The organism is Streptomyces sp. SID10853 (assembly GCF_010548145.1).
Taxonomy (GTDB): Bacteria; Actinomycetota; Actinomycetes; order Streptomycetales; family Streptomycetaceae; genus Streptomyces.
The window spans coordinates 1-11,959 of sequence record NZ_JAAGLN010000217.1 but is presented as its reverse complement, the minus strand read 5'-3'; the positions used below and the strand labels follow the sequence as shown (position 1 = coordinate 11,959).

Sequence of the window (11,959 nt, the reverse complement as noted above, 5' to 3'; positions counted from 1 at the left end):
TCCGGATGCCGGGGTTCCGGAGGCCGGGGTTCCGGATGCCGGACTGCTGGATACCGAGCTGCCGGGTGCTGAGCTGCCGGGTGCCGGGCTGCCCGACGGCGGGGCCGGGTAGCTCCGGAGGATGGCGGTGCGGGCCGCTTCGGGAAGCTCCGCCAGCATGCCCAGCACCCGTTCCCTGCGCCGCAGTACGGCCTGGCGCTCGGGCAGCCCCTCGGACGGTTCGAGTTGCGGCACGAGGGGCCGCGGCGCCCGGGGGCGCGAGCCGGCCGCGCTGCGCTGCTCGGCCGCGAGGGTCGCCGCGTCCTTCTCCTCGGACATCCCGATCGGCCCCTCGCGCCGCCCGCTCAGGAACTGCGCGACCACCGGCTCCTCGCTGGTGAGCAGCAGTTCGCGGGGGCCGAACGTGACCAGGTTGCGCAGGAAGAGCATCCCCATGTTGTCGGGCACGGTGGCCGCGATGTCGAGGTTGTGGGTGACGATCAGCATCGTCGCGTCGAACTGCGCGTTCAGGTCGATGAGGAGCTGCGAGATGTACGACGTACGGACCGGGTCCAGTCCTGAGTCCGGTTCGTCGATGAGGATGATCTGCGGGTCGAGCACCAGGGCGCGGGCAAGACCGGCCCGCTTGCGCATGCCGCCGGATATCTCACCGGGCAGCTTCTCCTCGGCGCCCAGGAGGCCCACCATGTCCATCCGCTCCATGACGATGCGGCGGATCTCGGATTCCTTCTTCCTGGTGTGCTCGCGGAGCGGGAACGCCACGTTGTCGAAGAGCGTCATCGACCCGAAGAGCGCACCGTCCTGGAACATCAGGCCGAAGAGCTTGCGGGTCTCGTAGATATCGTGCTCGGGGCTGTTCACCATGTCGACGCCGTTGATGAGCACGCTGCCCCGCTCGGGCTTCAGCAGTCCGATCAGAGACTTGAGGAACACGGTCTTTCCGGTGCCGGAGGGGCCGAGCATCACACTGACTTCACCGGCCGGGAGCGTGAGTGTCACGTCCTGCCAGATTTTCTGCTTGCCGAAAGACTTCGTGAGCCCTTCCACCACTACTTCGATTCCCATCTCACCTCCTGCATGCACTCACGAAGTGACAGAAGTGCGCCGAGAGGCGCACGTTAAGTTCACCGGCGCCGCCTGGACAAGCCCTTGAACAGGTAACTCCCGAAGAAATTGAGCTACTTGTCATGGGGTGACAAGCACGTGCGGAAACCTTGTTGAAAAGTGCTCACTCACAGCAGGGGCGCAGGTGAGGGACGTACGCCCCGGCCTCAACCGGCCGAGTGGCTCGCGGAGAGCGACGTTACGGCCGGGTAACCTGAGGCCGCAATACCAGTTCCCCAAGTTTTGTCGGGCCATCGCGCAACCGCCCTCTTCTTTGCGGTGGTTGAGCAGTGCGGTTCGGAAACTCATCCAGAAGTGATAAATTCCGCCGCCCCTGGCACACGGCACCGGGACCGGCGCTCGGCAGAGGTGTGCGCACCGACTGACAAGCGGGTGGCGCCCCTTGCTCATTCCGGCACAAGAAGTCAGGGCGGCCGAAGTTCATCGGACAGCGGCATTGTGCAGCGGTGTTTCCCGCCAGTAACCTCACGGCTCGGTGAATTCCGAGGCGAAACCGACCTCGCAGACCACGTAGACCACGATCCGCCTTTTACCCATCAGCATCCGCATCCGGCTGCCGAAAAAAGGGGAAGACATGAGATCCGTTTCCACCCGGTTGCGGCTGGGGCTGCTCGCCGGCTCCACCGCCCTCACCGCGTTCGTGTCCGTGGGCACGGCCACCGCGGCCGCCGGCCCCGTCAGTCTGAACGGCAGCTGGGCGCCGTTCTCCCGGTGCCCCGTGGACGCACCCGCGATGCTGGCTGCCGACGGGCAGACCGACACCGCGCTCTGCGTCTCCTCGCACTCGGCGAGCGGCTCCATCAAGCTCGGCAACTCCGTGGTCCCCACCGGGGCGAGCGATCTGCAGCTCGGTGTGGTCACCCACCCCGACGGCTCGTCGACGCTCATATCGCCCGCGGACGGCGCCCTGGTGGCCGACTCCGCGCAGCTGCCGGGCGGACTCCTCGGCCTGATGTGCCCGAGCGACGTCCCCGTGGTGACCGGCGTCTGCGAACAGCTCACCGACAACAGCCTCAACAGGGTCACCGCCACCATCGAATCGGTGAACAGCCCGAGTGACTTCACCCTGCTGGCCGGAGCCACCACGGGGAAGCCGATCGTGACGCTGCCGGTCCGGATCCATCTGCAGAACCCGTTCCTCGGCGACAAGTGCTACATCGGCAGCGCGTCCGACCCCATCCTGCTGCGCCCGCAGAACCTCACCGCTCCGGCCCCCGGAACCGAGTCGTTCGACGCGGACGGCACCGCCGACCCGAACGGCGCCCTGGGGCGCATCAATCTCATCGGAGCGAACCAGGGCGACTCGTCCTACGCGGTGCCCGGCGCCAGTGGCTGCGGGCTGAACCTGCTGAACTGGGCGGTGAACCTCAAGACGGCGCTGCCCTCCCCGTCGGGCAAGAACAGCGTCACCCTGAACAGCGCGTCGACCTATGTCGCCACACTCAACGACCCGGCGAGCGCCGCCCCCGGCGAGGGCAAGGCGCTCTCGGACGCCTGGCACTCGGCTGTCCGCCCCTGACGGCTCCACCCGGCCCGGCCCGGCACACCGGGCCGGGTGAGGCGGCTCAGCACCGGGCCCGGGTACCGACAACCGGCCAATCATGGCCGGCAACCGCCCAGCCCGACCGTGGAGTTACGGCACGGGCGGAGCGTGCGGTCACGGCTTGACGGCCTTGGCGCCCGGAAGCTCGGGGATATTCGGCGGGCAGAGGTTGTCGGGAGAGTCGGGAATGCAGGTCGTCCCCTGGTTCATCTCGATACTGTTCCCTGGCCCGGAGAGTGAAGCGGTGAAAAGCGGATCCAGATCCTCACCGTTCGTCCCGCACCCGGAGAACCTGGGAATGTCGATCGTGCCGTCGAGTGTGCCGCCGTAGAATACATTGGTGTATTTGGCGCCGCCGTTGAGTACTACCTTGTACGGAGTGGCCGTTCTGCAGGAACTGCCGACATCCAGCGGCGTCCCGTTCACTTTCACGTCGAACAGGCGCAGGGACTGCTCGAAAGAAATCACCGAGAACACGCTGGTGCCGACATTGCCGGTCGATATGGTGACCGGTCCGGTCTCGAATCTCACCTTCGCCGTGACCGGCTGGAATCCGAACGTCAGAAAGGTCGATTCGGCGTCCGGGAGCCGCAGGTCAGCCACCGAATCGAGCCGCAGATAGAGGCCGCCCGGCTGGACGCTGGACCTGGTCGAGGAGTGGACGACGGCCAGCACACTGATCGTCACCGGCTTGCGCTCCGGATCATTGATGATCATCGCGCCGTTGAGCTTGCTGATGTTGGCCGCGCCGATGGCGTACGCGCAGCCAGGACTGCCCGGCAGGTCGAACTCGCCGGGGGTGGCACCCGGCGGAGCCTTGGGCGATTCGCTCGGGTCGGCCTTGCCCTTCGGCACCACCGTCGGGCACTTGCCCACCGGGGCGGGGGTGGACCGGGGCTGCACCGTGATGCCGCCGTCGGCGTCCGTACGTCCCTTGCCGCCGCCCGGGGCGCTCGCCGTCGGACTGCCGGGCGCCGTCGACGGCTCGCCGCTCCCGGCCCCCGGTACGGGAACGGTCCCCAGTCGCAGGTCCTGATGGGCGGCCGGCGCGCACACCAGCGGCACGGGCTGCGGGGTGCTCGCATCGCCGGAACCGGAACCTGCGCCGGTGCCGGAACCGGAACCTGCGCCGGAACCGGTGGTACCGGAGCCGGACCCAGCACCCGACCCGGCACCGGGCGTCGCACTCAGCAGCCCCAGTTTCAGCTCGCCCGCGGTCAGGGTGACATCACCGGTGCCGCCCACCGTGACCGTGGGCACGGCCCCGGAGTGGACGAGCCGCACATCGCCCTCGGCGGGAACCGGCGTGCTGGGCGTGACGAGATCCGACCACATCGCGGTGGCCGACTGGTCGTTCTGGCTCACCTCGACGGCGAGTGACGCGGTACTCAGCACCGCGTCGGTGCCTTTCGGCAGCAGCGCCGCGAGATCCCCGCGCGCCAGCCCCACCGTGACCTTCACCGGCCCCGGCTGCACCGGCTTGCCGGCCTCAGCGGACGCCGGGAGGTTCATCGCCACCTCAACCGTGGCACGGCCGGAGCCGGACGGGAGACCGCAGTCGTACGAGAGCGTGGCCGGGGTGCCCCCCTCGCCCGCGGCCGAGCCGTGGCCGGCCAGCAGCCCGGCGACGAGCGCGGCGGCCGCGGCCGACGCCAGCCGCACCGGCCGTCTGCCGGCCTTCACAGGTGTCCTGGGATTCATGCCGGCCCCGCCCTCCGCTTCGTACGGTCTGGTCCCTCTTCTTCCGCCGGCGCGCGTCCGTCCGCTGTCGCGCGGCCCCTTCGGCCGTCCGGACCGCACACGGGAAATCCGGGCCGGAGGCAGCACCCGCTGCCTCCGGCCCGTACAGGTGCGCCCGCCGGGATTACGGCGTGCTGATCACCGGCTTGGTGCTCACCGCGTACGAGGCGTTGAACGCCGCCACATCACCGTTGTTGATGAGTCCCAGGCAGCTCGCGCCGGACGCGACCAGGCTGTTGCCCGTGCCGTCGATCACCAGGGCGTGGGCCGTGTTGTCGTAGTGGCCGTTGACCGTGCCGGTGAAGTCGGCCGCGCAGCCGACGCCCGCGATGTGCGCGGAGATGGCGCTGACCGTGCCGTCGACCCAGTCGGCGTGGGTGGCGTTCACACTGTTCGCGTTGATCTTCCACGGCGTCGCCTTCATCGTGACGTTGAAGGTGATGCCGGCCACGCTGCAGTTGGTGAACGTGATGGTGCCGATGGAGCCGATCCCGGCGCCGTCGCTGCTCGTCGCCTGGAGGGAGCCCGCGGTCACGTCGGACGACGCACAGTTCAGCGTGGCCGCCGGTACCGCCAGGGAGGGGTTGACCGCGTGTGCGGTGTAGGCACCGGAGTTGGAAACCGTCCACGAGGACGTGGCGGTGGCCGAGGCCGATGTGGCGGCCAGCCCGACGGCCGCACCGACGGCGGCGGTCACGACTGCGGCTCTTACGGCAAGCTTGTGCATGGTGTGATTTCCCTTCGTGGCGTCTTGATCGGATTCCCGGAGTTCCGTTCCGAGCAGAACGGATCCCCCACGAGGTTCACTTGGCCGGAAGGCGGTTTCGTCCCGGGCGACCGCCTGTTCCAACCGTGCGGCGATGACGCTACGAGTGAGTAACCTGAGTCCGCAATGGCCTGTACGAAGAAATCCGGGTACGGGTTCTCCGCGGTCGATTTCCTGTTGCCGGGCGAGTAGCCGACCGGTCCTCATTAGCTGAAAGTGAGTAATTCGGCGTGGCCGCCCCCGCCCCACGGTGACGCTTCTCCGCACCCCGGCCCGGCGGGATCCGACGTCACAGCACCCGCCCGGCACAGCACCACACACGTGTGCCTTGTCAGCAATTGACAAGGGAACAGGCGGGAAACGAAGAGGAATTGCCCGGACGCACCCTCCGGGCGACGGGCGAACCCGCCCACCGGGTTGGCCGGATACGCTCCCCCGCTCGCGGCCCGCCGTGTCGCGGCTGTGTCCACCGGCCCCCGGCTTCGACTATGTTCGGCAGCCCAAATCGGTACGCACCTGTCGGTCTCCGGGAGCGCTCTCCCGTCGGCCACCCCCCACCGGGCGCCGGAGAGCAAGGGGTCGAGGAATGCCGGGAGTCGCACCACCCTCGGACATCGGGGAACCACTGGGGCCGCTGCCCCAGGAGTTCGCGGCCGTCCTGCGGCCCGAACTCCCCAGCCTGATCAAGGAGATCGGGCTCGAGGTCACCCGCGCCTACCCCGAGTACGCACGGCTGCTCGAAGGCCCCTACGCCCAGGGCATCCGGATCGGCGTGGAGCAGAACATCTCCGTCTTCGTCGACCAGGTCGCCGAACCCACCGCGTCGTCCGCGCTGCGGGACGAGATGTGCCGGCGGTTCGGCCGGTTCGAGGCGTACGAGGGCAGGAGCCTGGACCAGCTCCAGGGCGCCTACCGGCTCGGGGCCCGGATCGCGCTGCGGCGGGCGAAGCGGGTGGGCCGGCGCTACAACCTCTCCCCCACGCTGATGCTGACCTTCGCCGACGCCCTGTTCACCTACGTCGACGAGCTCGAAGCCCTCTCGCGGGAGGGCTATCTGGAGGTCAGAACGGCCGGCGCCGACCAACTGGACACCCAGCGGCGCCGCCTGCTGCACCTGATCCTCGCCGGGTCGCCGGTGCCGCGCGCCGCCGTGGCCGAACTCGCCGAGCAGACCTGCTGGACGCTGCCCGGCCAGGTCACCCTGGTCGCCCTGCGGCCGCCCGCCGACATCCCGTCCGCGCTGCTGGACAACGATGTCCTCGCCGATCTGGCGGAGCCGCAGCCCCATCTGCTGATCCCGGGGCCGTTCGACGAGCGAAGACAGCGGATGCTCGACGCCGCGCTCCCCGGAGCGCACCTCACCATCGGCCTCACCGTCCCGCTCGCGAACGCCGCCGATTCGCTGCGCTGGGCCCGCCGGGTGCTCGACCTCATCGACACCGGCATCATCGGGGACGCTCCGACGACCCGCTGCGAAGACCATATGGTGACCCTCTGGCTGCTCTCCGACCGTGCCCTCCTGGAACAGCTGGCCGGGCGGGAGCTGGCCCCCGTCGCCCACCTCACCGCGAACCGCAGGGACCGCCTCCTGGAGACGCTGCACGCCTGGCTCGCGACCCGCGGCACCGCGGCCCAGCTGGGCGAGGTCCTGGATGTGCACGCGCAGACCGTCCGCTACCGCATGCGCACCCTGGAGAGCATCTTCGGCCCTCAACTGTCCGATCCCGAGCGGCGGTTCGCCCTGGAGATTGTCCTGCGCGCGATGCGCATCGAACCGAATGGCGGCTGACACCGCCCGACCGCCCGGACCACGTCACGGCCCCGGCTCGGCCCGGCTCACGGCTCCGGCGCGCCGCCCCGGCTCACGGACCGGCTCATGGCTCCGGTGGGATACCGGCTCGCGACCCGTGGAGCGCCCGTCTTGCCCGTACGCCCTTCGCACCATAACCTGACCCCCCAGTAAGATTACTCGGGAGTAAGGAAGCGTTCGTGGCGGAGAACATCAGCGAAAGGCTCGCGGAGCTGGACTTCGCGTCCGTCTCCCCGCAGGAGTTCGCGAAGATCATCAAGGGGCTCTCCACCAGGGAGCTCGGGGAGATCGCCCGCGGCGAGCTGCGCACCAGGGTGCTCGCGGAGGTCTTCGGCCGTATGGAGCGTCAGTTCCGTCCCGAGGCCGCCGGTTCGCTCGCCGCCGTGATCCGCTGGAAGATCACCGGCGAGAGCGACGTGGTGTACGAGACCACGGTCGCCGACGGGACATGCACCGTCACCGAGGGGCGCTCGGAGGCCGAGCCGCGGCTCACGCTCACCATGGGGGACGCCGACTTCCTGAAGCTGGTGTCCGGCAACGCGAGCCCGGTGACCCTCTTCATGCTGCGCAAGGTCAAGATCACCGGAGATGTCGCCCTCGCCGCCGGACTCACCCGGTACTTCGACATCCCCAAAGCCTGAGAGGGGCCCAGGACATGAGTGGTTTCTCTCTCGAACTCACCGAGGAACAGCGCGATCTGAAGGAGTGGGTGCACGGCTTCGCCGCCGGTGTCGTGCGCCCGGCGGCCGCCGAGTGGGACGAGCGCGAAGAGACTCCGTGGCCCGTCATCAAGGAGGCCGCCCGGATCGGTCTCTACGGTTTCGAGTCGCTCGCCGACATGTACGGCGACCCCAGCGGGCTCTCCCTCCAGATCGCCAACGAAGAGCTGTTCTGGGGCGACGCGGGGATCGGGATGGCGCTGTTCGGCACCTCGCTCGCGGTCGCCGGGATCTTCTCGTCGGGCACCCCCGACCAGCTCGCCGAGTGGGTCCCGCAGTGCTTCGGCGACCCGGACGACCCGCGGCTCGCGGCGTTCTGCGTCTCGGAGCCCGACGCCGGTTCCGATGTCTCCGCGATGCGGACCCGCGCCCGCTACCAGGAGGCGACCGACGAGTGGGTGCTCCACGGCCAGAAGGCGTGGATCACCAACGGCGGCATAGCCGATGTGCATGTGGTCGTCGCCTCCGTCGACCCGGAGCTCGGGTCGCGCGGCCAGGCCGCCTTCATCGTGCCGCCCGGCACACCGGGCCTGGCGGCCAACCGCAAGATCAAGAAGCTGGGGCTGCGGGCCTCGCACACCGCCGATGTGTTCCTCGACGAGGTCCGGGTGCCGGGCCACTGTCTGCTCGGCGGAAAGGAGAAGCTGGACCGCAGGCTCGCCCGCGCCCGGGAGGGCGGCCGCGCCAAGGGCCAGGCCGCCATGGCGACCTTCGAGGTCAGCCGCCCGACGGTCGGCGCCCAGGCACTGGGGATCGCCCGCGCCGCCTACGAGTACGCGCTGGAGTACGCGGGCGACCGGCACGCGTTCGGCCGCCCCGTCATCGAGAACCAGTCCATCGCCTTCGCGCTCGCCGACCTGCGGACCGAGATCGAATCCGTACGGCTGCTGATCTGGCAGGCCGCCTGGATGGCCAGGAACGACAAGACCTTCGACGCCGGCCAGGGCTCCATGTCCAAGCTGCGCGCCGGCGAACTGGCCGTCGCCGCGTCGGAGAAGGCCGTCCAGATCCTCGGCGGCGCCGGATACAGCAGGGAGCATCCGGTCGAGCGGATGTACCGGGACGCGAAGATCTACACCATCTTCGAGGGCACCAGCGAGATCCAGCGGCTGGTGATCGCACGGGCGATCTCGGGGCGGCACATCCGCTGAGGCGGCACACCCGCTGACGGGCCGGGCGCCGGACGGGCGTCCCAGGCGGTACGTCACATCCGCCCGGGCGCCGGTACCGCCGAAGGGCTGAACCTCGTGGCCGGATGATCACCGGTCCGGCCTACAGCGTGTGCGCCGTTCGCGCGCCGGTGTGAGGGTGCGGCTGTGACCACTGCCAGCAGTCCAGCCCCCGCCGCACCACCTGTGCTCGACGTCCGGCAGCGGAACATCGTGTTCGGCACGATCATGCTCGGTGTGCTGCTGGCCGCTCTCGACCAGACGATCGTCGGCACCGCGCTGCCGACGATCGTCTCGGACCTGGGCGGGGCCGCGCACATGTCCTGGGTGGTCACCGCGTATCTGCTCGCCGAGACGGTCTCGACCGTCCTGGTCGGCAAGTTCGGTGACCTCTTCGGCCGCAAGCTGATCTTCCAGGTGTCGGCGATCATCTTCATCACCGGCTCGTTCCTGTGCGGCCTGGCGACGGACATGTCCCTGCTGATCGCCTGGCGTGCGGTCCAGGGCATCGGCGCGGGCGGGCTGATGGTCACGGCGATGGCCCTGATCGCAGATGTCATCCCGCTGCGCGAACGCGGCAAGTACCAGGGCGCGATCGGTGCCGTGTTCGGGGTGTCCACCGTGATCGGCCCGCTGCTCGGCGGGGTGTTCACGGACCATCTGACCTGGCGCTGGGCGTTCTACGTCAACGTCCCGATCGCCGTACTCGTGGTCATCGCGGCCGCCCGCAACATTCCCTCGGTGAGATCCGCCGGCCGCCCGGTCATCGACTATCTGGGCATCACCCTGGTGACGGCCGGGGCGAGCGCGCTCATCCTGGCCACCAGCTGGGGCGGCAACCAGTACGCCTGGGGCTCCGGCACCATCATCGGCCTGTTCGCGCTGGGTGTGGTCGCGCTCGCGCTGTTCTGCCTGGTCGAGAGGCGCGCGGCGGAACCGATGCTGCCGATGCGGCTGTTCTCCAACCCGGTGTTCGCCGTCTGCTCGATCCTCAGCTTCATCGTCGGCTTCGCGATGCTCGGGGCGATGACCTTCCTGCCGACGTATCTGCAGTACGTCGACGGGGACTCGGCGACGATCTCCGGGGTGCGGACGCTGCCGATGGTCGTGGGGCTGCTCATCGCCTCCGTGTTCAGCGGGAACATCGTCAGCAAGACGGGCAACTACCGGATCTTCCCGATCGCCGGATCGCTGGTGATGGCGGCTGGGCTGTTCCTGATGTCCCGGATGGGTCCGGACGCGGGCGTCTGGCGCGAGTCGCTGTACATGTTCGTGCTCGGCCTCGGTATCGGGCTCTGTATGCAGGTGCTGACCATCGCCGTGCAGAACACCGTCGACTACTCCGACCTGGGCACGGCCACGTCCGGCGTGACGTTCTTCCGTACGCTGGGCAGCGCCTTCGGCACCGCCGTGTTCGGCACGATCTACGCCAACACCCTGAAACCGAAGCTCAGCTCGGCCATCGGGCAGGCCGCGGCGGCATCGGGCACCGCCCCGGCGCGGATCGCGGGGGCCGCGCAGGACCCGAAGTCGCTGCACAAGCTCCCCGGCGCCACTTCGGCCCCGGTCATCCAGGCGTACGCGCACACCATCCACACCGTGTTCCTGTGGACCGTGCCGGTCGCGCTCATCGGTTTCGTCGTGGCGCTGTTCCTGAAGCAGGTGAAGCTGCGCGACTCCGCACGGGCCGGCTCGACCGACATGGGTGAGGGCTTCGCGGCCCCCGCGTCCGGCGACTCGGCCAAGATGCTGGAGTTCTCCGTCGCGAAGATCCTGCACAGCCAGGGACCCGACACCGCCCGCCGGATCGTCGCGGAGTCCGACACCCGGCTCGACGTGGCGGGGGCCTGGGCCGTGATGCAGGTCGAGCTGCTCACCCGGCTGGTCGGGCACGCGAGCATCGGGGTCACCGCGGCCCGGTACCGGATCCCGCCCGAGGTGCTGGTGCCGGTCTTCGACCGCATGGTCGACGAGGGCTACCTCACCCGGGACGGCAGCCTCTTCTCCCACACCCCGGCGGGCCTCCGCGAGGCGGAGACGATCACCGCGGCCTGGGCGCAGTGGCTCAACACCCAGCTGGAGGCGGACAGCGGCAGGCCGCGCAGCGCCGAGCTGCGGGCGGCGGCGGACGCCATCGCCAAGCGGCTGCTCGCCGAGGACCTGGCCACCGGTCTGCCGCGCGCCCGCGGGACGGCCACGGCGACGGCCGCTCACTGACCCGGCGGCCGCCGCCCCGCCCGGGTACCGGACCTGACCGGGCGCCGGACCCGGCCGGGCTCCGGACCTGACCAGGTGCCGGGCCTGACCGGCTCCACGTCCCCTGGCCGGGTACCGGACCTGACCGGCTCCACGACCTCTGGCCGGGTACCGGACCCGGCCGTCGCGGCACCGAGCCCGGAGCCGTGGGGCCGGGGGCTCGGAATCAGGTCGCCGGGCGTTCTTTCATAATGGTGTGCGGGGCCTTCGCGTCGGAGGCCCCCGACATCCACGGCATTCCGGCCCGCCCGGACCCGCAGCGCCCATTCCTGGAGGAAGAGCCCCATGAGCGAGGAGCACCCGGAGCGGCGCCCGGCCGGCGAGCTGGAAGCCAGCGTGCTCGCCGCGCTGTGGGCGGCCGGCGAACCGCTGACCCCTGCCGACGTACAGCGCACGCTCAGCGGCGGGCTCGCCAGGACCACCGTGACGACGATCCTGAGCCGGCTGCACGACAAGGGGTGGGTCACCAGGACCCGCGAGGGCCGCGGCTTCGCCTACACCCCGACCGAGGACTCCCCCGGCCTCACCGCCCGCCGGATGCACACCGAGCTGGAGAAGGAGCAGGACCGCTCCACGGTGCTCGCGCGTTTCGTGTCCCGGCTGAGCTCCGACGACGAGCGGCTGCTGCGCGAACTGCTGGAGAGCGAGGGCAAGTGATCTACGCGGTCTGGGTGCCCCTGCTGATGCCCCTGTTCGTGGCGCCCGCAGCCCGGTGGCTCGCCGAGCTGCTGGCGCCGCGGCAGGCCGTCCGGCTGCTGACGGCCGCTGCGCTCACCCTGGGCGGCTGCTCGGCCGCGGCGCTCGGCATGCTCGTCGTGGCCGGCCTGCTGC

Annotated in this window: 9 protein-coding genes; 6 read left to right on the top strand and 3 right to left on the bottom strand. The window is 69.9% G+C overall.

Features of this window, described 5'->3' with window-relative positions:
* The coding region (locus G3I19_RS29055; RefSeq protein ID WP_164266695.1) for an ATP-binding cassette domain-containing protein at positions 1-1,065 on the bottom strand (1,065 nt) is incomplete at its 3' end.
* 634 nt (positions 1,066-1,699) lie between these two features.
* Between G3I19_RS29055 and G3I19_RS29050 the strand changes: the two genes are divergently transcribed.
* A complete protein-coding gene (locus G3I19_RS29050) occupies positions 1,700-2,644 on the top strand; it encodes a hypothetical protein (RefSeq protein ID WP_203600522.1) in 945 nt (314 codons plus the stop codon).
* A 138-nt stretch (positions 2,645-2,782) separates the two neighbouring features.
* Here the strand turns inward: G3I19_RS29050 and G3I19_RS29045 are convergent, their stop codons facing one another.
* Both G3I19_RS29045 and G3I19_RS37050 read right to left on the bottom strand, forming a co-directional pair.
* Positions 2,783-4,369 (bottom strand): DUF6801 domain-containing protein, encoded by a 1,587-nt coding sequence (locus G3I19_RS29045; protein ID WP_164266694.1) that lies wholly within the window; start codon positions 4,367-4,369, stop codon positions 2,783-2,785.
* A gap of 163 nt (positions 4,370-4,532) precedes the next feature.
* Positions 4,533-5,135 (bottom strand): hypothetical protein, encoded by a 603-nt coding sequence (locus G3I19_RS37050; protein ID WP_203600520.1) that lies wholly within the window; start codon positions 5,133-5,135, stop codon positions 4,533-4,535.
* Between the two features lie 625 nt (positions 5,136-5,760).
* Here G3I19_RS37050 and G3I19_RS29035 point away from each other — a divergent pair.
* The 5 genes from G3I19_RS29035 (at position 5,761) to G3I19_RS29015 (ending at position 11,785) form a co-directional block, all read left to right on the top strand.
* Entirely contained in the window at positions 5,761-6,963 is a 1,203-nt protein-coding gene (locus G3I19_RS29035; protein WP_164266693.1) for a PucR family transcriptional regulator, read from the top strand.
* Between the two features lie 200 nt (positions 6,964-7,163).
* Positions 7,164-7,625, top strand: coding sequence for an SCP2 sterol-binding domain-containing protein (locus G3I19_RS29030; RefSeq protein ID WP_164266692.1), 462 nt, complete (start codon positions 7,164-7,166; stop codon positions 7,623-7,625).
* Positions 7,626-7,639: 14 nt separating this feature from the next.
* Entirely contained in the window at positions 7,640-8,854 is a 1,215-nt protein-coding gene (locus tag G3I19_RS29025; protein ID WP_164266691.1) for an acyl-CoA dehydrogenase family protein, read from the top strand.
* Positions 8,855-9,019: 165 nt separating this feature from the next.
* Positions 9,020-11,089 (top strand): MDR family MFS transporter, encoded by a 2,070-nt coding sequence (locus tag G3I19_RS29020; RefSeq protein WP_164266690.1) that lies wholly within the window; start codon positions 9,020-9,022, stop codon positions 11,087-11,089.
* A 324-nt stretch (positions 11,090-11,413) separates the two neighbouring features.
* Positions 11,414-11,785 carry a BlaI/MecI/CopY family transcriptional regulator gene (locus G3I19_RS29015; protein WP_164266689.1) on the top strand — a complete coding sequence of 124 codons (372 nt, stop codon included), beginning with the start codon at positions 11,414-11,416 and terminating at the stop codon, positions 11,783-11,785.
* Positions 11,786-11,959: the final 174 nt, after the last annotated feature.

Coding starts and splice junctions, on each gene's coding strand:
- G3I19_RS37050 (WP_203600520.1), bottom strand. CDS start 5,135: ATGCACAAGCTTGCCGTAAGAGCCGCAGTCGTGACCGCCGCCGTCGGT.
- G3I19_RS29025 (WP_164266691.1), top strand. CDS start 7,640: ATGAGTGGTTTCTCTCTCGAACTCACCGAGGAACAGCGCGATCTGAAG.
- G3I19_RS29035 (WP_164266693.1), top strand. CDS start 5,761: ATGCCGGGAGTCGCACCACCCTCGGACATCGGGGAACCACTGGGGCCG.
- G3I19_RS29050 (WP_203600522.1), top strand. CDS start 1,700: ATGAGATCCGTTTCCACCCGGTTGCGGCTGGGGCTGCTCGCCGGCTCC.
- G3I19_RS29015 (WP_164266689.1), top strand. CDS start 11,414: ATGAGCGAGGAGCACCCGGAGCGGCGCCCGGCCGGCGAGCTGGAAGCC.
- G3I19_RS29045 (WP_164266694.1), bottom strand. CDS start 4,369: ATGAATCCCAGGACACCTGTGAAGGCCGGCAGACGGCCGGTGCGGCTG.